At 64.4% G+C, this 25,286-nt stretch carries 24 protein-coding genes, 1 tRNA gene and 1 riboswitch; of the genes, 14 read left to right on the forward strand and 11 right to left on the reverse strand.

The annotated features are described in order from the left end of the window. Positions 1–159: 159 nt before the first annotated feature. Entirely contained in the window at positions 160–1,185 is a 1,026-nt protein-coding gene (locus G522_RS0120640) for a class 1 fructose-bisphosphatase (protein ID WP_026792661.1), read from the reverse strand. Positions 1,186–1,559: 374 nt separating this feature from the next. Between G522_RS0120640 and lhpI the strand changes: the two genes are divergently transcribed. After that, positions 1,560–2,498, forward strand: coding sequence for a bifunctional Delta(1)-pyrroline-2-carboxylate/Delta(1)-piperideine-2-carboxylate reductase (gene lhpI, locus G522_RS0120645; RefSeq protein ID WP_026792662.1), 939 nt, complete (start codon positions 1,560–1,562; stop codon positions 2,496–2,498). On the opposite strand, the gene G522_RS27975 is transcribed toward lhpI, so the two are convergent. After that, on the reverse strand, positions 2,403–3,332 hold the full coding sequence (locus G522_RS27975; RefSeq protein WP_245586703.1) for an endonuclease/exonuclease/phosphatase family protein: 930 nt from the start codon (positions 3,330–3,332) through the stop codon (positions 2,403–2,405). The two genes, lhpI and G522_RS27975, sit on opposite strands and share 96 nt — an antisense overlap. Before the next feature lie 268 nt (positions 3,333–3,600). Between G522_RS27975 and G522_RS27980 the strand changes: the two genes are divergently transcribed. From G522_RS27980 to G522_RS27985, 3 genes are all read left to right on the forward strand, one after another. Continuing rightward, complete coding sequence (locus G522_RS27980) at positions 3,601–4,050, forward strand: low affinity iron permease family protein (RefSeq protein WP_051228976.1); 450 nt, start codon at positions 3,601–3,603, stop codon at positions 4,048–4,050. Positions 4,051–4,286: 236 nt separating this feature from the next. Continuing rightward, positions 4,287–4,412 carry a type B 50S ribosomal protein L36 gene (ykgO, locus tag G522_RS0120660; RefSeq protein ID WP_026783921.1) on the forward strand — a complete coding sequence of 42 codons (126 nt, stop codon included), beginning with the start codon at positions 4,287–4,289 and terminating at the stop codon, positions 4,410–4,412. Between the two features lie 76 nt (positions 4,413–4,488). Then, positions 4,489–5,097 (forward strand): tetratricopeptide repeat protein, encoded by a 609-nt coding sequence (locus tag G522_RS27985; protein WP_051228961.1) that lies wholly within the window; start codon positions 4,489–4,491, stop codon positions 5,095–5,097. Positions 5,098–5,154: 57 nt separating this feature from the next. Here the strand turns inward: G522_RS27985 and pyk are convergent, their stop codons facing one another. From pyk to G522_RS0120680, 3 genes are all read right to left on the reverse strand, one after another. Next, positions 5,155–6,591 (reverse strand): pyruvate kinase, encoded by a 1,437-nt coding sequence (pyk, locus tag G522_RS0120670; protein ID WP_026792663.1) that lies wholly within the window; start codon positions 6,589–6,591, stop codon positions 5,155–5,157. Further along, positions 6,588–7,049 carry a DUF1036 domain-containing protein gene (locus tag G522_RS0120675; RefSeq protein WP_026792664.1) on the reverse strand — a complete coding sequence of 154 codons (462 nt, stop codon included), beginning with the start codon at positions 7,047–7,049 and terminating at the stop codon, positions 6,588–6,590. Before G522_RS0120675 ends, pyk begins: the two co-directional genes overlap by 4 nt. 197 nt (positions 7,050–7,246) lie before the next feature. Beyond that, entirely contained in the window at positions 7,247–8,140 is an 894-nt protein-coding gene (locus G522_RS0120680) for a DMT family transporter (RefSeq protein ID WP_026792665.1), read from the reverse strand. Positions 8,141–8,267: 127 nt separating this feature from the next. Between G522_RS0120680 and G522_RS0120685 the strand changes: the two genes are divergently transcribed. The 6 genes from G522_RS0120685 to G522_RS0120710 all read left to right on the forward strand — a co-directional run bounded on the left by G522_RS0120685 (position 8,268) and on the right by G522_RS0120710 (position 14,222). Beyond that, positions 8,268–9,065: an N-formylglutamate amidohydrolase gene (locus G522_RS0120685; RefSeq protein WP_026792666.1), complete on the forward strand. Its 798-nt coding sequence runs from the start codon at positions 8,268–8,270 to the stop codon at positions 9,063–9,065. Positions 9,066–9,180: 115 nt separating this feature from the next. Continuing rightward, positions 9,181–9,435: a DUF2312 domain-containing protein gene (locus G522_RS0120690; RefSeq protein ID WP_051228978.1), complete on the forward strand. Its 255-nt coding sequence runs from the start codon at positions 9,181–9,183 to the stop codon at positions 9,433–9,435. Positions 9,436–9,729: 294 nt separating this feature from the next. Then, a riboswitch (cobalamin riboswitch) is annotated at positions 9,730–9,927 on the forward strand. Positions 9,928–10,040: 113 nt separating this feature from the next. Further along, positions 10,041–12,059: a ribonucleoside triphosphate reductase gene (locus tag G522_RS0120695; RefSeq protein WP_036840272.1), complete on the forward strand. Its 2,019-nt coding sequence runs from the start codon at positions 10,041–10,043 to the stop codon at positions 12,057–12,059. Positions 12,060–12,083: 24 nt separating this feature from the next. After that, positions 12,084–12,281 carry an anaerobic ribonucleoside-triphosphate reductase gene (gene nrdD / locus G522_RS30815; protein ID WP_036840274.1) on the forward strand — a complete coding sequence of 66 codons (198 nt, stop codon included), beginning with the start codon at positions 12,084–12,086 and terminating at the stop codon, positions 12,279–12,281. After that, positions 12,268–12,897, forward strand: a complete 630-nt coding sequence (locus G522_RS0120705; protein WP_026792669.1) for an anaerobic ribonucleoside-triphosphate reductase activating protein — start codon at positions 12,268–12,270, stop codon at positions 12,895–12,897. Before nrdD ends, G522_RS0120705 begins: the two co-directional genes overlap by 14 nt. Before the next feature lie 140 nt (positions 12,898–13,037). Beyond that, on the forward strand, positions 13,038–14,222 hold the full coding sequence (locus G522_RS0120710) for an MFS transporter (protein ID WP_026792670.1): 1,185 nt from the start codon (positions 13,038–13,040) through the stop codon (positions 14,220–14,222). Here G522_RS0120710 and G522_RS0120715 read toward each other — a convergent pair whose 3' ends face one another. Further along, the gene (locus G522_RS0120715; RefSeq protein WP_026792671.1) at positions 14,223–15,485 is read right to left on the reverse strand and encodes a glycoside hydrolase family 5 protein; all 1,263 of its coding nucleotides are present in this window, start codon (positions 15,483–15,485) and stop codon (positions 14,223–14,225) included. Positions 15,486–15,674: 189 nt separating this feature from the next. Between G522_RS0120715 and G522_RS0120720 the strand changes: the two genes are divergently transcribed. Beyond that, a complete protein-coding gene (locus G522_RS0120720; protein WP_036840326.1) occupies positions 15,675–16,283 on the forward strand; it encodes a trimeric intracellular cation channel family protein in 609 nt (202 codons plus the stop codon). Between the two features lie 90 nt (positions 16,284–16,373). Here the strand turns inward: G522_RS0120720 and G522_RS0120725 are convergent, their stop codons facing one another. From G522_RS0120725 to cpdR, 3 genes are all read right to left on the reverse strand, one after another. Beyond that, positions 16,374–18,347: a HAMP domain-containing methyl-accepting chemotaxis protein gene (locus tag G522_RS0120725; RefSeq protein WP_051228962.1), complete on the reverse strand. Its 1,974-nt coding sequence runs from the start codon at positions 18,345–18,347 to the stop codon at positions 16,374–16,376. 690 nt (positions 18,348–19,037) lie between these two features. Further along, positions 19,038–19,112 (reverse strand) — tRNA-Val (locus tag G522_RS0120730). A 152-nt stretch (positions 19,113–19,264) separates the two neighbouring features. Beyond that, positions 19,265–19,627, reverse strand: a complete 363-nt coding sequence (gene cpdR, locus G522_RS0120735) for a cell cycle two-component system response regulator CpdR (protein WP_026783912.1) — start codon at positions 19,625–19,627, stop codon at positions 19,265–19,267. A 378-nt stretch (positions 19,628–20,005) separates the two neighbouring features. On the opposite strand from cpdR, the gene G522_RS0120740 reads away from it, so the two are divergent. Together G522_RS0120740 and hisN are read left to right on the forward strand one after the other, a co-directional pair. Next, entirely contained in the window at positions 20,006–20,902 is an 897-nt protein-coding gene (locus G522_RS0120740; RefSeq protein ID WP_026792674.1) for an N-formylglutamate amidohydrolase, read from the forward strand. A gap of 386 nt (positions 20,903–21,288) precedes the next feature. Then, the gene (gene hisN / locus G522_RS0120745) at positions 21,289–22,068 is read left to right on the forward strand and encodes a histidinol-phosphatase (RefSeq protein WP_026792675.1); all 780 of its coding nucleotides are present in this window, start codon (positions 21,289–21,291) and stop codon (positions 22,066–22,068) included. Between the two features lie 3 nt (positions 22,069–22,071). On the opposite strand, the gene G522_RS0120750 is transcribed toward hisN, so the two are convergent. Then, a complete protein-coding gene (locus G522_RS0120750; RefSeq protein ID WP_026792676.1) occupies positions 22,072–23,019 on the reverse strand; it encodes an alpha/beta fold hydrolase in 948 nt (315 codons plus the stop codon). A gap of 246 nt (positions 23,020–23,265) precedes the next feature. On the opposite strand from G522_RS0120750, the gene G522_RS0120755 reads away from it, so the two are divergent. Beyond that, complete coding sequence (locus tag G522_RS0120755) at positions 23,266–23,727, forward strand: Hsp20 family protein (RefSeq protein ID WP_026792677.1); 462 nt, start codon at positions 23,266–23,268, stop codon at positions 23,725–23,727. Between the two features lie 108 nt (positions 23,728–23,835). Here G522_RS0120755 and G522_RS0120760 read toward each other — a convergent pair whose 3' ends face one another. Continuing rightward, positions 23,836–24,948 (reverse strand): threonine aldolase family protein, encoded by a 1,113-nt coding sequence (locus G522_RS0120760; protein WP_342663913.1) that lies wholly within the window; start codon positions 24,946–24,948, stop codon positions 23,836–23,838. Positions 24,949–25,286 lie beyond the last annotated feature (338 nt).

The raw sequence follows: 25,286 nt of genomic DNA on the forward strand, positions 1-25,286 counted from the left end.
ATTCCCTAGGGGTGCGATCGGTTCCGCATTTTTCTGTCCGTCGCGCCGGCATGGGTTGCCAGTGCCGGCCGGCCATCGAACACCGGCTAAAGTCACAAGGGCCAGCAACGCTCGATGCGTCGCTGGCCCTGGTCCAGTTCTCCGACTCTCGGCGTAATTTCAGGCAGCCGACGTTTCTTCGCGGTCGGCCTCGGCATAGTAGCGGCCGATGCGCTCGACCTCGTTCGTGGAGCCGAGGATCACGCCGGTGCGCTGGTGCAGCCGCTCCGGCATGATATCGAGGATGCGCTCATGGCCGGAGATGGCGCGGCCGCCGGCCTGCTCGATGATGAAAGCCATGGGATTGGCTTCGTAGAGCAGGCGGAGATGACCGCCGCGCGGGGCATTTTCCCGATCGACGGGATACATGAACACGCCGCCGCGCATCAGGATGCGGTGTACCTCGGCGACCATCGAGGCGATCCAGCGGGTGTTGAATCTATGGCCACGCGGTCCCTCGGGGCCAGCGACACATTCCTGGACGTAACGACGGATCGGCGCCGGCCAGTAGCGCTCGCGCGAGGCGTTGATCGCGTATTCGCTAGTGTCCTCGGGGATGCGCATGTTGGGATGGGTGAGGACGAAGACGCCGATGTTGCGGTCGAGCGTGAAGCCGTTGACGCCGTGGCCGGAGGTCAGCACCATCATGGTCGACGCGCCATAAATGGCGTAGCCGGCCGCCACCTGCTTGACGCCGGGCTGCAGATAGCCGCGCTCGTCGGAAGGGTCGACACCCTCGGGCAGGCGCAGGATCGAGAAGATGCTGCCGACCGCCACGTTGACGCCGATGTTGGACGAGCCGTCGAGCGGATCGAACAGCAGGAGATAGCGGCCGTCGGAGCCGCGCGACATGTAGGCGTCTTCCAGTTCCTCGGAGGCGACGCCCGCCCAGTTGCCGCTCTGGTCGGTCATGTAGAGGAAGATGTCGTTGGCGAGAACATCCAGTTCCTTCTGGTCCTCGCCCTGCACGTTGCGCGAACCGGCATAGCCGAGAGTGCCCGCCATGGCGCCGCGATTGACCTCGTTGGAGATGGTCTTGCAGGTGGTGCAGATGTCGGTCATCAGCGCGGTGAACACGCCGCTGCCGCCGAGGCGGCGCTGTTCCTGCACCAGGAAGAGCGGCAGGGTGATGCGTCGATAGGTCATGGTCTCTCCTGTCGGCTTCGGGAGGCTGGCTCTACATGCCGCTTTACGAGGCTCAATGGGCAAAAAACGGGCGGGCGCTATTGGTTTTAGCCCTGAATAAAATCGGTCCTAGAGCGTATTCAGAGATAGTTCGACGAGTTGTCAAATCGTTTGGTTGGATAATAGCCTCGCTATAGTGTCATCAAAACTATCCGTTCGGCGAATTAGTCGTTTGAATCGCCTTTGCATGGCACATATACGAAAAATGGATAGCTGATCCTTGTCTCAGTCTTTCGCTCATTGCCGCGGAACGTGAGAGACGTGGCGCGAGAGGAGGCTTCCCATCGCCCGAGGGAACGCTATGCTTTGTTGAGTTCCGCCCCTGGGAGCCAATCATGCTCGTTCTCGACGCTGCCGAAACCGCGTCCGCCCTCGACTATCCGTCGCTGATCGCCGAGCTGCGCGCCATGTTCGCCGCCGGCGTCACGGCGCCGCTTCGCCATGCCCACGGCCTGCCGCGCTCCGGCGAGCCGGATGCCACGCTGTTGATGATGCCGGCCTGGATGGGCGACGGCAGCCATGGCGGGGTCAAGATCGTCAACGTCGTGCCGGGCAATGCCAGGCGCGGCCTCCCGGCGGTGACGGCGAGCTACCTCTTGTTCAACGAGACGACCGGCGCCCATGTGGCGCTGTTCGACGGCGCCGCGCTGACCGGCCGGCGTACCGCGGCCGCCTCGGCGCTTGCCGCGTCGTATCTGGCACGTGCCGACGCCCATACGCTCTTGGTGGTTGGGGCCGGCCATATCGGTTCGGAAATGCCTGGCGCTTATCGCGCCGTGCTGCCGATCGACCGGGTGCTCGTCTGGAACCCGACGCCGGCGCGCGCCGAGCGGCTGGTCGAGCAGCTCAGGGGCAAGGGGGTCGACGCGGCGGTCCGGACCGATCTCGAGGCGGCGGTCGGCGAGGTGGATATCATCTCCTGCGCCACGCTTTCCACCACGCCGTTGATCCGGGGCGACTGGCTAAGGGCGGGCCAGCATCTCGATCTCGTCGGCTCGTTCACGCCTGATATGCGCGAAGCCGATGATCGAGCGATGGCGCGTGGCCGGGTGTTCATCGACGGGCCGGCAGCGGCTGTCGAATCGGGCGACATCAAGGGACCAATGGTATCGGGGGCGCTGAAGGAGATCGCCGGCACGCTCTACGATCTCTGTGGCAATAGGGTCGAGGGGCGCCGTTCAGTCGCCGACATAACGGTGTTCAAGTCGGTCGGCCTCGCCGTCGAGGATCTCGCCGCCGCCCGCGTCGCTCTGACGGCGCGGCGGCAGGGCTAGCGTTTCCTCGAACAAACCGCCTGCCGATTTCAAATCGATCACTGCCTTGACCGGCAGGTGATCGGAGGCGCGGCGCGCCGTCGGACTGTCGTGAATGCCGAAATCGCTGATCAGCCCGTCGGGCCAGCCGAAGATGCGGTCGAGCGGAAAGACCGGCCGGCGCGAAGGGAAGCTCGGCACGGCATTGGCGGTCTGGAATAGTGGCGACAGCCGTTCCAGCGGCGAATTGGTCCGGCCCGGCCGCCACTCGTTGAAATCGCCGCAGAGTAGCGTCGGCATCGGTTCGCGTGCTTCGAGCTGCGAGCGCAGGCGTTCCATCTGCAGGCGGCGGGTGCGGCTCAACAGACCGAGATGGGCGGCGACGACGCGCAGACGGCGGCCGCCAATGTCGAACTCGGCCAGCACGGCGCCGCGCGGCTCGGCATGCGGCAGATGCAGGCGTTCGGCACGGATGACCGTGCCGCGCCGGTAGAACAGAGCATTGCCATGCCAGCCGTGGCTCATGGGGCGGGCGGCGAGCGGCACCAACGTCAGGCCGGTTTCCTTTTCCAGCGTGGCGAGGTTGAGCCGTCCCTTGCGATCGCCCAGCCGGCGGTCGGCCTCCTGGAGAGCGATGATGTCGGCGTCGATCTCGGCGATCACCGAGATGGTCCGGGCGGGGTCGTAGGTGCCGTCGTTGCCGATAGCCTTATGGATATTGTAGCTGGCGACACGGACAAGATCGCAGCCATCGCAGGCTGGCCCTTCGGCGGCGGCGTGGGACACCCGGCCGAGCCGCATGAAGCGGCCGACGCCATCAAGCAGGCGGGAAAGGCTGGCAATCTGCCCAGACATGGTGTTCGAGCCTCGTCGTCCGACGTCGGGAAGCGACTTTGGAACTCCGGGCATCGGTCCCGGTACGCATGCGATAACAGCGGAATGGCGGCGAGAAAAGGGCGAGGCCGACGATAACTCAACTGGCCGGTGCACGGAACCGCCGCTTGGCAAGATGGTTGTCATTCTGTGCGTGTCGTCTCGCTGGTCCCTCTGGAGCGCGCTCCCGGTCCCTCTGGAGCAGCGCCCCAACGAGACGGACGACACCCGTTCACAACACGAGGTCATCATGAACGGTTCCTCTCTGTCGCGTCTCTTCTCGAAATTTGCCTCTGCCATCTCCGAGTTGTCCGGCCGGCCCGCCACCTTCGCCCTGGCCGTGGGGCTGGTCGCGGTCTGGGCGATCTCCGGGCCGTTTTTCAACTATTCCGAGACGTGGCAGCTGGTCATCAATACGTCGACCACCATCATCACCTTCCTGATGGTGTTCGTGCTTCAGAATTCCCAGAATCGCGACGGCAGGGCGCTGCAGGCGAAGATCGACGAGTTGATCCTCACCTCGGCGGCCCAGAATAAGTTCGTCGGAATCGAAAAGCTCGACGAAGAGGAAATCCGCCAAGTCAGCGAAACCCTGGCCGAGAAGGCCGAGGCGCTGGAAGACGTGGCCGATAGAGCCGGGGCGCTGAATGAAGTGGCGAAGAGGGGCGGGGGTGCCAAGGAGAACGCGGAAGCCGGTTAGCCGGCACGCCGCCCAGCCAGCGGTTTCTCAGCCATCGCAGAATCAGCCAACTCTCCCCGAAAAGTCGGTCATCGCGCAATTGACATCTTCGAGGTCGATACGTATGGTCCGCCCGAATTCGGGCAAGGGGGCCTCAGCCCTTCTGGCATCGGGATTGACCACGTCGGGCATTGCCCCGTCGGCGGCGCGTCGCAAGGCGCTGACGCCGTGGCGGGCAGTCGGCAAGGATGGACCAAATGAAGATCAAGAACTCTCTCCGGGCCCTCATGACCCGCGACCGCAACAATCGGATGGTCCGTCGCAAGGGCCGCATCTACATCATCAACAAGAAGAATCCGCGCTACAAGGCCCGCCAGGGCTAAGGACGGGCGGGCTTTGACCCGCCTCGGCGCCAGGATGCACTCGACGATCGCTGCCCGGGAAGGTACCTTTCCGGGTATGCGTGTTTTTGTGCCCTTCGCATTGCTGCTGATGACTGCCGTCGGACCGGTCTGGGCCGACGACGGATTGCTGCCGCCTGCTTCAAGCGGGCGCGAGCGGCTGGTGTCGGTCGTGCCGGCCGACAAGGCTGTGGAATTCAACGACCTGTTTGCCCGCCTGGCCGCCGCCAAGGACCGGAACGAAGCGGCCGGTATCGAGGCGGAGATTCGCCAGCGCTGGGCGACGAGCGGCGGCGCCACCGACGATCTTCTCCTTTCCTGGACCGCGAAGTCAGTGGCGGCGGGCGATGCCGCCGGAGCGCTCGATATTCTCGACGAACTGACGGTGCGGCGGCCGGCCTTTGCCGAGGCCTATTATCGGCGTGGCACGCTGCATCTTCTGGCCGGCCGGGTGTCACAGGCGCTCGGCGATCTGCAGACCGTGCTGCGCATCGAGCCCCGCCATTTCCTGGCCATGAAGGAACTGGCCGAGGTGCTGGAGAGTCTCGACCAGCACGAGCGGGCGCTGGAGGTGCTGAGGCGCCTGCAGGCCGTCGACCCGCAAATGGAAGGCCTCAGCGAGGCGATCGAGGCGATTGTCGCGGGCAGCCACGGCCGGGATATCTGAAATAGCAAAAAAGGCCGGATCGCTCCGGCCTTCTCCATTCATACGGCACGCAACCGGTCAGATCCCCGACTTGCCGTCGGCGCCGATGCTGGCGATGCGCAGAAGATTGGTCACGCCCGCCGTGCCGAAGGGCACACCGGCGGTGATGATGATGCGATCGCCCGGCTTGGTGAAGCCCTCTTCGGCCGAGATGCGGCTGGCACGCTGCACCAGGTCGTTGAGCGAGCGGGCATCGTCGGTGACCACCGAGTGGATACCCCAGACCAGCGCCAGACGGCGGGCCATCGAGCGGTTGGGCGACAGCGCCAGGATCGGCGTCGACGGCCGCTCGCGGGCAGCGCGCAGGCCGGTGGCGCCGGAGGCGGTGAAGCAGACGAGGGCGGCGATGCCCAGCGTCTCGGCGATCTGACGGGCGGAGGCCGAAATGGCATCGGCGGGAGTCGCGTCCGGCTCGCCGCGCTGACCGGCCAGGATCGACTGGTAGTGTTCGGAACTCTCCACTTCCTCGGCGACGTTGCTCATGGTGGCAACCGCCTCGACCGGGTAAGCACCGGCCGCCGATTCGGCTGAGAGCATGACGGCGTCGGCACCTTCGAAGACGGCGTTGGCGATGTCGGACACTTCGGCGCGGGTCGGCACCGGCGACTGGATCATCGATTCCAGCATCTGGGTGGCAACGACCACCGGCTTGCCGGCCTTGCGCGTGGTGCGGGTGATGCTCTTCTGGACGCTCGGCACCTGCTCGAGCGGCAGCTCGACGCCGAGGTCGCCGCGCGCCACCATGATGGCGTCGGACAGTTCGAGGATCTCGTTGAAGCGCTTGACGGCCTGCGGCTTCTCGATCTTGGCCATGACGCCGCACTTGCCGTCGACGATCTCATGCACTTCCCGAAGGTCGTCCGGCCCTTGCACGAAGGACAGCGCGATCCAGTCGACGTCGGCTTCGAGCGCCGCGGTGAGGTCGGAGCGGTCCTTCTCGGTCAGCGCCCCGGAGGTGAGCACGGTGTCGGGCAGGCTGACGCCCTTGCGGTCGGAGATCTTGCCGCCGACCTCGACCACGGCAACCGCCACCTTGCGATCGTTCTCGACGATGCGCAGCCGCAGGCGGCCGTCGTCGATCAACAGGCGGTGGCCCGGCTCCAGCGCATCGATGATTTCGGGATGTGGCAGCGTCACGCCGGTGACATCACCGGCGAACTTCTCGCGGTGGAAGCCGAACTTCGCGCCGATCTCCAGGAAGACAGGACCTTCGGCAAAGGTGCCGACGCGCAACTTGGGGCCTTGCAGGTCGGCAAGGATGCCGATGGGGCGGCCCGCCTCGGCTTCGACCTCACGGATGGTCGAGACGTAGTAGCGCAGCTTCTCGTGATTGGTGTGGCTCATGTTGATGCGGAAGCAATCCGCACCCGCCTGGTGAAGCCGGGCGATCATGTCCTTGTCGGAGGAAGAGGGGCCCAATGTTGCAAGAATCTTGACCTTGCGGTTTCGTCTCATTTCGCCCCGTTTCCTTTTTGGGTCGGCTGGTAGAGGTGTACGGTCCAGCTGCGTTGTTCGGCGGTGTCGACCTCGAAGAAGCCCGTCCGCTCATAGCCTCGTGCGACACAGTTCTCGACGCCGCCGATGGTAAACATCTTGCGTCTCGTGCACATGAACGCCTTGCCACCCCATTCGCCACCATGCTGGCTGTCGACGGCGTAGAGGTAGTAGTAGCGCGAGGCGAGAGCGCCGGTCAGCAGCGTTCCGCATTTCGATCCGCCGATGTTCCACCAGCCTTCGGAGCGCCAGCCGTCCGCGGCCTTGTAGCCGATCGCCACGGAAATGGTGCCGTCGGTCTTGTTGCAGAGCCTGAGATCGGCCTTTGCGGGTGTCGCTGCGGCAAGGGCGAGAAACGACAGCGTCGCGGCAATGAGTGCCGGCCGCGTCCGTCGTACCGGTCCCTTGAGTGCCGCCATCGGTATTCCGCCCGCCAACGATCCTTGTCCGGTGCTCATCGGAGAATGCCCCGCCTTATCGCGTGACCTACGGCAAAATGTCAACGTATAATTACGCAAGCCGCCGCGCAGTTCCGCCGTGTCCGGTCCCCTTCCAGCATTAGCACGCACCCTCAAGGGCTTACGCTCCAGTCTTTGGTCGCGTTGAGACACATGAATCATGATCGCGGCCGGGCGATCCAGATGCCACCGAGGATCATCAGGCCGCCGGCTGCCTGGCTCCAGCCGATCGCCTCTCCGAACACCAGGAAGGCCAGCGCCGCGGCGGCAATCACTTCCATGAAAATGACCAGCGAGGAGAAGGCGGCTGACAGATAGCCGAGGGCGAAGGCGAGCAGGCCCTGTCCGCCGATATGGCTGATGTAGGCGAGGGCGGCGAGCGTCGCGGCGCCGGCCAGCGAAGAGGGCAGGAGCTTCGGTTCGAAGGCAAAGGCGATGACGCCGAGGCAGAGCGCGGTCACCGTGGTGGCGCCGAAGGTGACGGTGCCGGTGCTGTGCTCGCGGCGGGCGGCGCGCACGGCAAGGAAATAGGTGCCGAAGCCGAAGGAGGTGCCAATACCGTAGATGTCGCCGATCAGCTTGCTGGAATCGAGCGTGTAGGAGCCGCCCAGCAGCACGGCGCCGCCGAGAATGCAGACGATGACGCCGCCTGCCTCGCGTCGTCCGACCTTTTCGCCGATGAACAGACCGGAGAACAGCAATACCCAGATCGGCGCCATCGACGACAGGAAGGTGGCGTTGGCGATCGAGGTGTGAAGGATCGAAAGGTGCCAGAAGAACAGGTCGATCGAGAAGAAGAAGCCCGCAAGCCAGATGGCCTTGGAGCGGAAGGCAGAGAGGAGGGCGCCCTTGCCGCCTTCGCTGATCGCCCAGATGGCCAGCACCGGCACGGCGAGCGCCACGCGCCAGAAGGCGCTGGCGAACGGGCCGACGTCGGCGAGGCGGACGAAGATCGGCGACACGCCCATGGCGACTGCGCCCAGGCAAAGGGCGAGAAAGGCCGCGACCTGACCGGGGCGGGCGGAGTGCGACAGCGTTCGGGCAGCGGGCATGAAGCAACCTGGCGGCGGCGGCCGCCGGGCCGGACCGCGGCGGATGTGCAACGGTCGGCGGGTCGGTGGCGCCGATGGATGGATCTCGACTTTATCCGACCGATAGCAGCATTTAGGATCGTTAGCCATGCAGGACCCGACGAACGACGCTCCTTTCATTTTTCTGCCCGGTAACGATGCCGGTGGTCTCTTGATCATCGCCGATCATGCGTCCAACCGGGTGCCGCCGCCCTATGGCGACCTCGGCCTGCCGCCGGCCGAGTTCGAGCGGCACATCGCCTATGACATCGGCACCGAATGGCTGGTTCATCGCCTCGCCGCGTTCACTGGCGCGCCGACGCTGCTCACCCGCTTCTCGCGCCTGTTGATCGATCCCAACCGTGGCGAGGACGATCCGACGCTGGTGATGCGGCTCTCCGACGGGGCAATCGTGCCGGGCAATGCCGGCGTCGATGCCACCGAGCGGCAGCGGCGCATCGAGCGCTTCCATCGTCCCTATCACCAGGCGATTGCCCGGCAGATCGACCGGATGATCGCCACCGGCGTGGCGCCGGTGATCCTGTCCATCCATTCCTTCACACCGGCCTGGAAGGGCGTTGCCCGTCCGTGGGACATGGCGATTCTCTGGGATAGCGACGACCGCATGGTGGTGCCGGCACTCGATGCCTTCCGAGCGCGCGGCCTGGTGGTAGGTGACAACCAGCCCTATGACGGGGCGCTCAAGAACGACACGCTCTACCACCACGGTACGGCGCGCGGCCTTGCCCATCTCCTCATCGAGGTGCGGCAGGATCATATCGCCGACGAGGCGGGCGCAAATCACTGGGCGCAGACGATTTTCGAGGTGGTGGCGCCTTTGGTGGCGCAGCCGGCCATGCACGAGACCGCCTTTTACCGATCGCGCGCTGACGGACCGGGCGTGTGAATGGACGCTTGAAAACGGTTGACGCGCCCCTGAACTTCGGACTTCATGCGCCCCTCACGGGCGGCACCCCGCCCGGACCCAATGACAAGATCGGCAGGACAGACATCCCATGAGCATGGAATCGGCAGAATCGCAGGGCGGCGTCGCGGCGGGTGAACTTCGGCAGTTCATCGAGCGCGTCGAGCGGCTTGAGGAAGAGAAGGCCGCTCTCCAGGACGACATCAAGGACGTGATGGCCGAGCTCAAGGGCCGTGGCTACGACGTCAAGGCCGTCAGGGCCATCCTGAAGCTCCGCAAGCAGGACCCGGACGAGCGGCAGGAGGCGGAAGCCATCCTCGAGCTGTACATGAACGCTTTGGGCATGGTGTGATAGACGCCGGCTGAACCCGAGGGCTGTGCCGAGCTCATTGTCTCGGCGGGCGGCTTTCGGAGCGGTTGTTGTCTCTGGCTGGCGATCGGTCCAGCCTCTCCCAGTCTGCAAGAAGGCGCTGCGCCAACTGCCGTTGACCGGTGGTGGCGGGCGCCTTTTTTGCGTGTCGTACCCCCGGGTTCGGCCTGCCGAAGCGAACCACCGGACGGGACTGACCGATGGTGATCCACAGCCTTTATAGGTAGAACCACTCCCGTGAACCTCTTTCATTGACCCGACTCGTGAGGCGCGAAATACTATTCGTAGAGCCGAGGTTCTTCAGGTGCCACAACATCTGGAGTGAAAAGGGAAGCCGGTCAATGCCGGCGCTGCCCCCGCAACTGTAGGCGGGAAGTGGCCGATCCAAGAATGTCACTGGTGCGAGGCACTGGGAAGACGGATCGGCCGCCGAGACCCGTGAGCCAGGAGACCTGCCCCGGCCTATGTGAAATGTCCTCGGGCGGGGTGCACCGGTGGATCGTCGTCGTCCTGCGTCCGGAGATCTCTCCGGGCGGCGTGTCGATTGCGCTCCCCGTTCTCTGCCTCTCTTTTCGGTGCAGGGAACGATGTCGGAAATCACGTCAGTCAAGCCGCCTCTCAGCGTCCTCAAGCGGTCGGGCGCGCTCGCCCTGTTCGACGCCGAGAAAATTCGTTCTGCCGTCGAACGGGCTGGCGCTGCCAGCGGCGAATTTTCCAGCACCGAGGCGCATCTGCTTGCCATGCAGGCCGTGAAGGTGATCGCCCACCGGTTTGCCGAGCGCATGCCGTCGATCGAAGAGATCCAGGACGTCGTCGAGCAGGTGTTGATCTCGGCCAACCATTTTGCCACGGCGCGTGCCTACATCGTCTATCGCGAACAACGGGCGCGCCTTCGCCGCGATGCCAACGCCGTCGTCGATGTGGTGTCGTCGATCGACGAATATCTCGAACGCGCCGATTGGCGGGTGAACGCCAACGCCAACCAGGGCTACTCGCTGGGGGGCCTCATTCTGAACGTCTCGGGCAAGGTGACGGCCAACTACTGGCTTTCCCACGTCTATCCGCCCGAGGTCGGCAAGGCGCACCGCGACGGCGACATCCACATCCACGATCTCGACATGCTCGCAGGCTATTGCGCCGGCTGGTCGCTGCGCACGCTGCTCACCGAGGGGCTGAACGGCGTGCCGGGCAAGGTGGAGGCCGGGCCGCCGAAGCATCTTTCGAGCGCCGTCGGCCAGATCGTCAATTTCCTCGGGACGCTGCAGAACGAGTGGGCCGGTGCTCAGGCCTTCTCGTCTTTCGACACCTATATGGCGCCCTTCGTGCGCAAGGATCGGCTCTCCTATGAGGATGTCCGGCAGTCGATCCAGGAGCTGATCTACAATCTCAACGTCCCCTCGCGCTGGGGCACGCAGACGCCGTTCACCAACCTCACCTTCGATTGGGTGTGTCCCGACGATCTCAAGGATCTGGTGCCGGTGGTCGGCGGCGTCGAGATGGACTTCCGCTATGGCGACCTGCAGGCCGAGATGGACCTCATCAACCGTGCTTATATGGAGGTGATGACGGCGGGAGACGCCAAGGGGCGCGTCTTCACCTTCCCGATCCCAACCTACAACATCACGCCCGACTTCCCCTGGGAGAGCGACAACGCCACTCGCCTGTTCGAGATGACGGCGAAATACGGGCTGCCCTACTTCCAGAACTTCCTCAATTCCGAGCTGACGCCCAATATGGTCCGCTCGATGTGCTGCCGGCTGCAGCTCGATCTCCGGGAGCTTCTGAAGCGCGGCAACGGCCTGTTCGGCTCGGCCGAGCAAACGGGGTCGGTGGGCGTCGTCACGGTGAACTGCGCCCGTCTCGGCTATCTTCATAAGGGCGACGAGGCCGGATTGTTGCGTCGGCTGGACGAGCTCCTGGCCATCGGTCGCACCAGCCTGGAGATCAAGCGCAAGACCATCGAGCGACTGATGGCCGATGGCCTGTTTCCCTACACCAAGCGCTATCTCGGTACGCTCCGGAACCATTTCTCGACGCTGGGCCTCAACGGCGTCAACGAACTGATCCGCAACTTCACCGGCGATACCGAGGACATCACGACGGCATGGGGCGAGGCTTTCGCCATCCGTCTGCTCGACCATGTGCGGGCAAAGATGGTCGCCTTTCAGGAGGAGACGGGCCATCTCTACAATCTCGAAGCAACGCCGGCGGAAGGCACGACCTATCGCTTTGCTCGCGAGGACAAGAAGCGCTTTCCGAGCATCTTGCAGGCCGGCACGCTGGATGCGCCCTACTACACCAACTCCAGCCAATTGCCGGTCGGCTTCACGGACGATGCCTTCGAGGCGCTGCGCCGCCAGGAGCCGCTTCAGACCCGCTACACCGGGGGCACGGTACTTCATCTCTATCTCGGCGAACGGGTGTCGTCGGCCGAGGCCTGCAAGAAACTGGTCCGGCGGGCGCTCGAGAATTTCCGACTGCCCTACATCACGATAACGCCGACTTTCTCCATCTGTCCCAAGCACGGCTACCTCGCTGGCGAACATGAGTTCTGCCCGATCTGCGATGCCGAGCGGCTCGCCGAGAAGCAGGCCGCTGCCGAGTGAACCAATCCGCCAAGGAGACCTGAAATGAACAAGCCGCTTTCTGCCATTGAAACCGATGCCGTCACCCTGCTGTCCAATGACGAGCGCCAGCCCTGCGAAGTCTGGACGCGGGTGATGGGCTATCACCGCCCCGTCTCGTCCTTCAACAAAGGTAAGAAAAGCGAATTCGCCGAGCGGACCGCGTTCGCCGAAGGCAAGAGCCTTACCAATGCCCGCCGATGACATAGCGGTCGGCGGCTTTTCCCCGTTGTCCACCTGTGACTGGCCGGGCGAGCTGGTCGCCACGGTGTTCTGCCAAGGCTGTCCGCTCGCTTGCCACTATTGCCATAACGCCGATCTGATCCCGCCCGGCCGAGGTGCCGGGCCGGACTGGCGGGAGATCTTGTCCATTCTCGAAGGGCGGCGGGGCCTCCTTGACGGCGTGGTGTTTTCCGGAGGCGAGCCGACCTTGCAAAAGGCACTGCCCGAGGCGGTCGTTGCCGCTAGGGCGCTCGGCTTCCGCGTCGGCCTGCACACCGCCGGTCCTTATCCCGACCGCTTTGCCCGCCTTTTGCCTGATCTCGACTGGGTGGGTTTCGACGTCAAGGCGCCATTTGCCGAGTATGAGCGCATTACAGGCGTGCCGGAGAGTGGCCTACGGGCACGCGAAAGCCTGATCGCACTGGCCGGGAGTGGCGTCGCTTTCGAAGTTCGCACCACCGTGCATGCGGCGCTGCTGGACGAAGCCGCCCTCGTTCGCCTCGACGCCGATCTTGCCGCGCTGGGTCTGGGGCCGACACGGCGTCAACCGTTCCGAAGCCAAGGCTGCCAGGACGCGAAGCTGCTGGCCGCCGGCTGATCGTTCATCTCCTCGATGAGCGCGTCTCTTTGCTTGACAGCCCGGGGATGCGGGCCTAGTTTTCTGTATCGTTTCAAAGGAGGCGTCGCGCCGACTGCCGGTCTACCGGTGGCGGAGGGCGCCTTCTTCATGTGGATCCCATGACCGCCCCTTCGATCTCCCCGTCCATGCCGGCGCCCATTCGGCGCGACCGGTTGACTTGGTCCGCCTATCTGGCGCTTGCCCAGTTCACCTTCTTTCTGAACATTCAGGGCAACATCATCCCGTTCCTGAAAGACGAGTTCGACCTCAGCTACCGAGTGGTGACGCTGCACCCGGCGGCGGTAGCGGCGGGTCTGATCGTCTCCGGTCTGTTCGGTGAACGGCTGACCCGCAAGCACGGTCGCCTGTGGTCGGTGATGGTGGGGCTCATCGGCATGGCGCTCGGCGCGATCGCCATCATTCTTGCGCCACACCCGGTGGTCAGCATCCTCGGCTGCTTCCTGATGGGCGCCGTCGGCTGCCTGATCCTGATCGTCGTGCCGACGCTGCTTGCCGATTGGCATGGCGCCAACCGTTCGGTGGCGATCGGCGAGGCCAACGGCATTTCCTACGTCGCCTCGCTGACGGCGGCGATGGCCGTGGGGCTGTTCGTCGCCATCGGTTTGGGCTGGCGGGCGGCGCTGCTGCTCGGCGTGGTTCTCGCCGGCTTTCTGCTCCTATTCCTGCGCGGCACGCCGATGCCGGCGGCGCAAATCACTCCTGTCGCGGCCGATGGCGGGCGCGGCGGCCGTCTGCCGCTGGCCTACTGGTTCTACTGGCTGACCATCATTGCCTTCGTCGGCGTCGAACAGTCGGTGCTGGTGTGGGCGACGGAGTTTCTCACCCGCGTCAAAGGCGTACCGGTGGCGTCGGCCGCCATCGCCGCCGGCGCCTTCTCCTTGGGCATGCTGATCGGCCGTCTGTCATCGTCCCTCGTGCTGACGCGGATCACGGCGGCACGGGCACTCTATCTGTCGGCGGTCGTCACGGTGCCGGCCTTCTTGCTGTTCTGGGGTGCCCCCAGCCTGACGCTGGCGATCGTCGGCCTGTTCACCGTCGGCCTCGGCTGCGCGCTGCAATATCCGCTGACACTGACCAAGGCGATCGTCACCGCCGGTCCGTTCGGCGAGCTGGCGACGGCGCGCGCTTCGCTGGGCAGCGGTCTTTCCATTCTGGTCATTCCCTGGGCGATCGGTGCGCTGGCCGACCAAATCGGGCTTTGGGCGGCCATGTCCGTGCTGCCGGTCTTCACCATCGCGGCACTGGCTTTCCTGTTTGCTGGCGAGCGGACCGTCCGACACTGACTATTTGTTGGTGAGGCCGAGCGCTGCCTTCACCGCTGGCTCAAGTGTCAACGCCTGGCTGTCGCCGACCACCGAGAAACCCTGCTTGGGCTGGGTCAGGCCGGCGGTGAACACGGCCCAGGCAAAGCCCTGCCTTTCGGCGGCGGCGCGCGTCGTCTCGATGAGCGCGATCCGCGACGCCGGGTCGGCGGCATCCTGGAAGATGCCGAACTCGCCGAGCAGGATGCGGCTCGCCGGGATATTGTTCCGAGCCGCCCAATCGGCCACCCGCTGGAAGTCGGCGGCAATGGTGATCGGTCCCGCATCGGTGGTGCGGTAATCGTCGAGCGCCTGGCCGACCGCCGCGTCGAGTTTTTTGCGTTTTTTGGGATCGAGCCCGCCATTGGTGATGCGTTGATGCGCGTCGCGTGACAGCCGCTTGGCGGCCGCGTCGTCCAGGCGGTCGGCCGGGTAGGGCAGATGGGTGAGATAGCGCCCGACGTCGTCCGTCCACGGCCGGCCGGCATGGCTGACGGCCATCGGCTCGTAGTAGTGGAAGGTCCAGACGATATTGGGGTCGCTTGCGAAGGGCGCCGGGTCGAGGCGTTCGAGGCCATCGATGTTGCCGGAGCGGCCACCGGTCAGCACCAGCGTCAGCGTCGGCGCGGCGGCCCGGACGGCGGTTCTGAGCGCCGCCAGCTGATCGGGCCAGTGGTCGGTCAGGCGGAGATGCGAGCTCCAGTCCTGGTTGGGCTCGTTGATCGGTTCGAGGAGGGTCAGGTCCGGCGGCAGGCTTGCGAGGCGGGCGGCAACGCGCGTGACCAGACCGAGGTAGCGGTCCCACAGGACGGGCTCGTGGTCATTGGTGCCGAGCACGTCTTCCAGACCCTCGGGGCGGTCTCCGTCGACCGGCAACAGATGCAAATCGACGATCACCACAAAACCCTGCGCTTGAAGGCGCTCAGTGGCCGCCACGATGCGGTCGATCAGCGGCCCGGCGCCATCATCGCCCACCCAGAGCAGGGCGGCAGAATCGATGTCGAGACGGACGAAGTCGAACCCCTCGGCCTTGAGGCGGGCGAGCTGGCGGTCATCGACGCGGCCCATCCAGTCGGGGAAATTTTCCCGGTCGAAATCGGTGGCCAGAAAGGTGTCGCGTCCGGTCCAGGTCTGCCAGACCTCGAAATTGATGCCACGCTTGAGTTGAGGCGCCGCGACGGCGGCGCCTATAAGGGCGGCAAGGCAAAGCATCGCCAGGGGCAGGACGCGGCGGGCACGGGACATGGGTCATCTCCTGCCGACCGACAGACAGCGGGCCGGCGAGCGATCATGCCGGGGCCGAGGCACGCACGCAACGGATCGGTGCGGAAGTTGACGGTCTTTCGTCCGGCGCGCCAACGTGAGAGAAGGCGGCCAGATTATTTCAAATCCGGTGCGGACGTCCGTCTGCCCGGCAAGACCGGTAGGCTCATCATGTTCCTCACCCTGGTCGACTTCGTCGGCTGTTTCGCCTTCGCCTTGAGTGGTGGTACCCGCGCCGTGGAGCGGCGGCTCGATCCGTTCGGCATCGTCTTCCTGGCCTTTGTCGCCGCCACCTTCGGCGGCATCATGCGCGACGTGGTGATTGGGGCGGTGCCGCCGGTGGCCTTTGTCACCTGGCATTACTTCGCCATCTCCTGCGCCGCCGGCTTCTGCTGCATCTTCGCCCATCACCTGATCGCCCGCCTGGCGACGCCGGTGGCGGTGTTCGATGCGCTGGGGCTAGGGCTCTATGTGGTGGTGGGCACGCGCAAGGCGGTGGATGCCGGCCTGTCGCCGCTGATGGCGGCGCTGGTCGGCATGATCACCGCCATCGGCGGCGGCATCGGTCGCGACATTCTGGCCGCGCAGACGCCGATGGTGCTGCACAAGGAGATCTACGCGCTGGCGGCGCTGATCGGCGCGCTGATGGTGTCGGTCGGCGATTACTACCACCTGCCGTCCGTGCCCGTGGCCGTTGCCGGCGGCGGGGTTTCCATCCTGCTCCGTCTCGCCGCCATGCGCTGGGACTGGAACCTGCCGCCACCGACCAGCCGCGTATAGCTTTTTGCTTCACGCAACTCCGGACGCAAAACCGCGATGCACTTTTGCTGGAGTTGCTTTAGGCGGCCGGCGGTTGGCAGCGACCTTGCCTCAGCCGGCGCGTATGCTGGAAAGGAACGTGCCGAGTTCGCGTCGCAGCGTGTCGGACTGCTTGGCCAGATCGTTGGCGGCCGACAGCACTTCCGTGGCGGCGCCAGAGGACTCGGTGGCCGCCTGAGTAATGCCCACCACGTTCTGCGACACCTGATGGGTGCCGATCGACGCCTGGCTGACGTTGCGGGCGATCTCGCCCGTCGCCGCGCCCTGCTGGTCGACGGCGGTGGCGATCGACGTGGCGATGCGGTTCAAATGCTCGATCACGCCGGTGATGGTGACGATCGCCTCGGCCGACGACTGGGTCGATGCCTGGATCTCGCCGATCTGAGTGGAGATCTGCGAGGTGGCCCGCGAGGTCTGGTCGGCGAGCTGCTTCACCTCGGCGGCGACCACGGCGAAGCCCTTGCCGGCCTCGCCGGCCCGCGCCGCCTCGATGGTGGCGTTGAGGGCGAGAAGGTTGGTCTGCGAGGCGATGCTGTCGATGAGGTTGACCACCTCGCCGATTCGGTTGGCGCTTTCGGCCAGCTCGCGCACCCGGGCCGCCGTCGATTGGGCGTCCTTGCTGGCCTTGGAAGCCACCGCGGTGCTCTCGTCGGCTTGGCGCTTGATCTCGGCGATCGACGTGGCGAGTTCTTCGGCCGCCGCCGCCACGGTTTCGACGTTGGTGGATGCCTCTTCGGCAGCGCTCGCCACGGTGACCGACTGGTTGGAAACTTCCTCGGTGGCTGCCGACATCGACTGCGCCGCTGCCTGCAGCTGCGTCGAGGCGCCAACCACGGTCTCGACCACACTGCCGACCGCCGTCTCGAAGGCGTCGGCCATTTCCTTCATCTCGGCCCGCCGGCGTGTCTCGGCCTCGGCCTTGGCGCGCTCCTGATCGGCGCGCATGCGCAGGTTCTCTTCCAGGCCCTGTTTGAACACGTTGAGCGTTGCCGCCATCGTGCCGACTTCGTCGCCTCGCCCCAGGCCGGGAACGGCGACGGCAAGGTCACCCTCGGAAATCCGCTGCATGGCGCCGGTGATCGCAATGATGGGACGCGACAGGCTGCGACCGATCAGAATGGCCAGCACCAGACCGAGCAGCAGGCCGCCGATGGCGAAGGTCCAAAGCGTGGTGGTCGTCGATGCCTGGGTTGCTCCGGTCTCGGCCTTCAGTCTGGTCTGGTCTTCGTTGACCGCTGTCTGGAATCCGGTGAATTCCTCGGTGACCTTGGTGACGACGGTGCGCATCTTGACCGCCTGATCCTCGATGGACCGGGTGAGCGACAGAACCTTGCCGAAGGTATCGATGTATTGCTTGGCATGGTCGCGGATGGCGTTGAAGCGGCTTTCGAAGGCCGGAGGAGCGAAGGTCAGTGCTTCCTTGAAGGCAGCGTCGGCATCTTGGAAGGCTTTGGCCGCGTTCTTGTCGGCGTCTGCTTCGGTTCCCGACATTGCGTTGGCGGCGAAGATGCGGCCGGTCAGAATGAAGCGCAGGGATTTCTCGGCGCCCGCCGCCACGGCCGTTCCTTGCCCTGCCTCGTTGATGATCGCTTCGAGATCGGTGCGCAGCGAGGCGCCGAGCGGATTGAGTTCGGTATCCGTGAGGCGCTTGGCCTCGCCGCGCGTCTTGATGAGATCGGCGAGCATGCTGTCGTAGGTTTCGAAATCGGACTGCATGGCCTGGAGATGACCAAGCTGTTCGGCGTCGGTGGTTGCCTTGAGGCTGTCCTCGAAAGCGGCCCGCATGGCCGAAGCCCGCTGGGTCACGGCGGCCTCCGTGTCGGGGAGGGTCGTGTAGATGACCTCGCGGGCGGCTCGCCGGTATTCCAGGAAGCTCGCCTGCACGGTGCCGGCCTTGTCGATGACGTCGATCTGGGAGGCCAGCGTTCCGATCGCCCCGCCGACGCTGGAGAGGCCTCGGAGCGACATGCCGGCCGAGAAGGTCAGGATCAGCAGGATGGCGGCAAAGCCCAGGCTGATGCGCATCGAAATGCTCACGGACCATCTGGATCCGGAGGTCTGAGACCGCGCTTGCATGTTTGTTCCCCTATCCCTACTAAATCGTCGCCAACTTCAGGTAGAGCCGGCTTGATGCTGGCCTGCCTGAGCCGGGAGTACGCACAATTTCCCGTGAAGATGCTTAATTATCGATTAATTCCAAACATCATTGATCATATTGTTATGTATTATAAATCCGGACTAGTCGGCACTACTTTCATATAGCTCAATTAAAGCGTGCGGTATCGAGTTCCTTACTTTAGTTTTGATAGGAATTTTCTCACGAAAATTGTTATGGAAAAAATTGTTCGCCAGAAATTTGCGCAGTTAAGTACTCCCGATTGTTCAGGCTAAGTCTGCGGCGACCTTCAACCGCGCTCTCCCCTCGCGATAATTATTATAATTCTAGTTATTTTTATCGATGGAATGTCTCTTGGCGGACCGGTCTACAAAGGCGAGCTTGAGCCGGGCTGAACTGTTTTGCGGAAAGCAGCTTTCTTCGGGAGGGCTTGGGCGGCCGTCGACCGGCGCCACGGCCGGCACGAAGACAACTTCTGAGGGACGTGAGAGATCTGGCTCAAGCCGGGTGCGGCCTCAAGTGTCATCCGGATTTGAGGCTTGGCTTTCAGACATAAAAAAAGGCGCCATGGCGCCATTTTTTAGTCGTCCGGAACCGGATGGTGGGCGTGACAGGGATCGAACCTGTGACCCCTACGATGTCAACGTAGTGCTCTCCCGCTGAGCTACACGCCCGTTTCCGTTTTGGCGGGGCCACCTCATCGGCGGCGTGGGCGGGGATATAGCGTCCTTTCCCGCCCCACGCAAGGGCCTTGCGACGCTTTTCCGAATTCCCCTTCAAATCCTTGATTCAGAAACCATTTCGGTGGGAAATCCGCACCCTGCCGTCAGGCGGCGGCCAGCATCTTCTCCACCTCGCGCACGAGATCTTTCAGATGGAAGGGCTTGGAGAGCACCTTTGCATCCTTGGGCGCCTGGCTGTCGGGATTGAGCGCCACGGCAGCAAAGCCGGTGATGAACATGATCTTGAGATCGGGGTCGAGCTCGGTGGCCCGGCGGGCCAGCTCGATACCGTCCATCTCAGGCATGACGATATCGGTCAGAAGCAGCGTGAAGGGCTCTTCGCGCAGCCGCTCGTAGGCGCTGCGGCCATTATCGTAGGAAACGACATCATAGCCGGCGTTGGCGAGCGCTTTGGCCAGGAAACGGCGCATGTCATTGTCGTCTTCGGCCAGGAGAATACGGTTCATTTGCAGTTCCGGTCAAATGAGAGGCGGCATCGGTCCGCACGATAATTCAACTATCTCACAAGTGCACCGATAGGGTAAACTTGTGGTTAGCGGCTCGCGTTTCGGGCGATTTCCCCCTGTGTAGAACTTTTCAGAAGGGCGTTCAAACCCCGTAGTGGAGCGAATTTGACTTTTGGATTCCATCGGCGAGCGTCGGGCCGACGCCGGCCGGTTTTCTCTCCGCCGGCGGGCTCGGTCGCGACGGGCGGCGGCGCCCATCAGCCACCTTATTAATGGACAGGTTAATCAAAACAGGGCAAATTCCAGAATCAGGAGTGCAAAAGCCCTGTTTTCCGGCCTTCAGAGGGCCGCGAGAGAGGCTCTACGGACTGGAGAGGGATGCGCGTCGTCACCGATTTCCGCTCGGAACCGCCCTTCGAGATCCTGTCTCCCGCGGAGCAGACTCATCCTTTCGTCTTCAACTCGCCGCATTCCGGCACCGCCTATCCGGAAGATTTCCTGGCCGCGAGCCGGCTGGACAGCCGCCGCATCCGCCTGTCGGAAGATGCGCATGTGGACAAGCTGTTCATGCATGTCGTCACCGCCGGCGCACCGCTCCTCAGGGCGCACTTCCCGCGTGCCTATCTCGACGTCAACCGCGAGCCCTACGAACTCGACCCGCGCATGTTCGACGGGCGGCTGCCGGCCTTCGCCAACGTCCGCTCCATCCGGGTGGCTGGCGGGCTCGGTACAGTGCCTCGGGTGATTTCCGAAAGTGAGGAGATCTATGCGGGGACGATGCCGATCGAAGCGGCGCTTGATCGGATCGAGACACTCTACAAGCCCTATCACGCCGCGCTCACCCGCCTTCTGGCACAGACCCATGTGCGTTTCGGTCGCGCCGTGCTGATCGACTGCCACTCGATGCCGTCGCTGGTGAAGGGGCAGGATGCCAAGGCGAAGTCCGACTTCGTGCTCGGCGACCGTCATGGCACCTCGGCATCGCGGGCGCTGATCGACCACGCCGCCAGCGCGCTTTCAGGCTTCGGCTACAAGGTGGCGATCAACCGGCCCTATGCCGGCGGCTTCATCACCGAACACTATGGTCGGCCGGCCAAGGGGCTGCACGCCCTGCAGATCGAGATCAACCGATCGCTCTATATGGATGAACGGACGCTGGAGCCGCATTCCGGCTTCGTCCGCCTCACCGCCGAGCTGGCCGACTTCATCGACGGGCTGATGCGGCTGCCGCTCGAAGTGGTCTGCCCGTCTCCCGGCCGCTTCGCGGCCGAGTGACATCCGCCGTTCATTGAAACGTTTCGGATGGGACGCCTCTGGCGCCGCCCTGCCTGACGCGATAGGCTGAAAAGAAAAGGGGCCGTCGCAAAAGCGGCGGCCCAAGTCTTAGGGAGGAAACGCCCAAGGAGGGCGGGCAGCGCAGAAGCCTGCGCCACACCCCACTAAAATGCCTACTTTCGTCTAATTGGTCAACCCCTCCGGGTAGAAGGTTGCGCATTGACTCGCGTTTGAGTGGGGGATAACGCCGCCAGCAATCGAGGCGCTCAGAGAGCGAAAATTTGTATTTCTTTGAATCCAAAAATAAAAACAACGGCCTGAAGCCCTAGCCAAGACAGGGTAGCAACGTTGCGCTTCGCCCTTTTGTTATGTGGGACATATCAGTCATGCAGATCACACCCATCTCCAAAGCCTTCTTCGACCGGCTGGCGGACGCGGCTTCGGCGGCGATCATGCCGCATTTCCGCACCGAGCTTGCCGTCGAGAATAAGCTCAAGGGGGCGTTCGACCCGGTGACGGTTGCCGACAAGGCCGGCGAATTGGCGATGCGCGAGCTGATCGGCGCCGTTTATCCCGACCACGGCATCCTCGGCGAGGAATTCGGCAACACCGGGCTCGATAGCGAGCAGGTCTGGGTGCTCGATCCGGTCGACGGTACACGTTCGTTCATCGCCGGCATCCCGCTCTGGGGCACGCTGATCGGTCTCCGGGCCGGCGGCCGGGCGGTGCAGGGCATGATGGCACAGCCGTTTACCGGCGAGCGCTTCTATGGCGACGGCAAAACAGCGCTCTACAGCGGGCCGGGCGGCGAGCGGGCGCTCCGGACGCGGGCCTGCGGCGACATTTCGGAAGCGACGCTGTTCACCACCTCGCTCAAGCCGTTCTCGGACGCCGATCGGCAGGCCTATCTTTCGGTCGAGCGGCAGGCAAAGCTCGTCCGTTACAGCGCCGATTGCTACGCCTATTGCATGGTGGCGGCCGGGCAGGTCGATGTGGTCATCGAGGCAGGCCTGCAACCCTATGACATCACGGCGCTGATCCCGGTGATCGAGGGCGCCGGCGGCGTCGTTACCTCCTGGACCGGCGGCAGCGCCGTCGATGGTGGCAGCGTGGTGGCGAGCGGGGATGCCCGCCTGCACGAGCAAGTGCTGAAGTTGCTGAGCTGAAGCCTATTCCGACGAGCCGGGAATGAAAGCGTCAAAGGCCGCCCAGAACTGGGCGGCGTAGACCTCGCGCTCCATCATGATTTCGTGGCGGGCGCCGTGGATCAGGACATAGGCCGGATTGCGCAAGCGGCGCGCCATCGTCTCGATGGCCATGCGGCTCACCACCGTGTCGGCGCCGGAATTGACCAGCATCACCGGTCCCGCCACGTTGTCGGCGAGGTCGTGCGCCGACAGACGATCGAACATGCGGGTCGCCGCTGACACCCAGCCGAGCGTCGGGGCGGCGAGCCGGTAGATCGGCCGGGCAGTGACGATCGCCTCGTTGATGCGATAGCGGTCGGGATCGGAGGTCAGCGGGTTGCGCTCTAAGGTTCTGGCCTTGGCGGCCCGTCGGCGCTGGCCTGGAATGTAGCGCTGGCCGGCGCCGCAGTGGACGGCAAAGCGCAGCAACAAACGACGGAAGCCCGGCATGGTTGTCTTCTGAGGCAGGCCGAGCATTGGCGCCGTCAGCACTAGGCGGTCGAAGGTCGGTGCAAGGAAGCGGCCGGCGGCGAGAAGGATGCCGCCGCCCATGGAATGGCCCAGGGCGAAATAGGGCGGAGGACAATCGGGTAGCACGACGCGGCGGCGAAAAGCCTCTATATCTCGCAGATAATGGCGGAAGCTGCGGACGTGGCCCTTGGCCGGATCGTCGGCGAGCCGGGTCGATCCGCCCTGGCCGCGCCATTCGAGAATCGCCACTGCAAAGCCGCGCTGCCGCAAGCGCTCGATCACATGGAAATACTTCTCGATGGTCTCCGTCCAGCCTGGAAACAGGCAGACGGTGCCCTTGGTGCCGCCCGGTAGGGCCGGCCAGCGGGCGGTGCGCAGACGAACGCCGTCGGAGGTGGAGATCACTTCCAGCCGGCAGCCGGCCGGGATCGGATTGTCGGCGAGATCGAGCAGATCCATGGGCGCTCCCCGGCGACCATACCGAGCCGCCGCGCGCCGTTTCTAGCACGGAGGCGGCAGCGTATGCCATCACCGTAGCAGCTGAAAACGCGTTGCTGCTTCCCTCTTGAAATGCGTTTCGGCCGTACCAAATCAAGGAACGCGGACGCCCCGGACGGGGGTCTGCGGCGACCGGACGTTCCGCCTTGAAAGGGGAACAGAAAGCCGGCCGGCCAAATCACATCTGTCGCTCAATTGGAGGACATCATGCGTAATTACGACCTTTCTCCGCTTTATCGCTCGACCATCGGCTTCGATCGCCTGTTCTCGCTGCTCGATCAGGTATCCAGCAGCGACGCGTCGGCCCAGTCCTATCCGCCCTATAATATTGAGCGCACCGGCGAGAATGCCTACCGCATCACCATCGCCGTCGCGGGCTTTTCCGAGGATGAGCTGACGATCGAGGCGCGCGAAGCCGTGCTGACGGTCAAGGGCGAGAAGAAGCCCGAAGCCGAGGACAACGGCCGTGAGATGCTCTATCGCGGCATCGCCGCCCGCGCCTTCGAGCGCCGCTTCCAGCTTGCCGATCATGTCGAGGTGAAGGGCGCCTCGCTTGAGCATGGCCTCCTGCACGTCGATCTGGTGCGCGACATTCCCGAGAGCAAGCGGGCACGCACCATTCCGATCGGCAAGGGCGAGGCCCCGCAGATCGAAGCGACCATCAACTAATCTGATCGGCATGGCGAGCGGGGACCGCCCCGCTCGCCTGTTCGGACATGATAAAGGGCGCCCCGCAAGGGACGCCCTTTTTGCATGCGGACGTTTCCGGCTCTCGGCTTACTTGCCGAGCGCCTTCAGGAAGTGGTCGACTTCGTGCGCGGCAGTGGCAAAGGAGGTGACGAGGCGGACGAGATCCTCGTCGGCACCAGGCTTCTCGCTGTCGGCGAGGCCTTCGGGATTCCACTCGTAGAACTGGGCACCGGCCGCCTTGAGGCGGGCGCTGACCGGTTTCGGCCAGATGGCGAACACTTCGTTGGCCTCCGGCTCCCACAGGATGCGGGCGGTGGAGAGCTGGCTGATACCGGTGGCGAGGCGCTTGGCCATGGTGTTGGCGTGGAAGGCGTTGTCCAGCCAGTGGCCGCGGTCGAAATAGCCCTGGAACTGGGCGGCGACGAAGCGGCTCTTGGAGAACAGCTGGCCGGCGCGCTTGCGGATATAGCCGAAATCCTCGGCCTTCTTGCCGTTGAAGAAGACGACGGCCTCGGCGCACCAGCAGCCATTCTTGGTGCCGCCGAAGGACAGAACGTCGACGCCGGCCTTCCAGGTGATGTCGGCCGGCTGGCAGCCGAGGAAGGCGAGGGCGTTGGCGATGCGGGCGCCGTCCATATGCACCTTGAGGCCGTAGGCGTGGGCGACGGCGGCAAGCGCGGTCACTTCCTCCACCGTATAGACAGTACCCCATTCGGTCGACTGGCTGAGCGAGACGGCGACCGGCCGGCCATGATGGACGGCGGCGGGGAAATAGCGGCCGATCGCAGCTTCCAGCGCGTCGGGCGTCAGCTTGCCGCGGGCGCCGGCAATGGAGACGAGGCGGCCGCCCGACAGGAACTCCGGTGCACCGGCTTCGTCGGCGGCGATGTGCGCCACGTCGTGACAGAGCACGATGCCGGCCGGCTTCATCACCGAGGCGAGCGACAGCGAATTGGCGGCCGTGCCGGTGGCAACGAAGAAGACGGAAACGTCGTGCTCGAAAACTTCCGAGAACCAGTCGACGGCGACGCGCGTCTGGTCGTCGGCGCCATAGGCGGGAACGGAGCCGTTTCCGGCGTTCAGGAGGGCATTGGCCACTTGCGCCGAAGCGCCGGCCCAGTTGTCGCTGGCAAAGTACATGGAGCTAAGTTTAGCCTTGTCCGTCTCGGGCGACAGCCGCCGAGTTTGCGCACCACCCATGCAGGCCGTTCATGCCGCCGTCAATCCGGATATTGCCCCAAAATAATGGGTCAGGATGGTTGACGGGACAGCAAGGTTATGCAAATAACGCATCGCGCATTCGGGACCGCGATAGTTTGGTTCCGGATGGGCGGATCCAGGGGCTTGGGCCGACTTTTCGGAGGAAAGGGCGGCCGGCGCATTTTCTCGAATTCCCTCGCTCGCGGATTTTGCTTGCCTCGAAGAGGCAACCGGTGCAAAGCGCGAAACGGAGTTCCGGGGAGGAGTGAGCTTCGGGATCATCTGGCGAAACGGCTATTGGAGCTGTCTCCTTATTCCGCTTTGACGGGATGGGGATG

The organism is Pleomorphomonas oryzae DSM 16300, assembly GCF_000422965.1.
In the GTDB taxonomy this organism is placed as follows: domain Bacteria; phylum Pseudomonadota; class Alphaproteobacteria; order Rhizobiales; family Pleomorphomonadaceae; genus Pleomorphomonas; species Pleomorphomonas oryzae.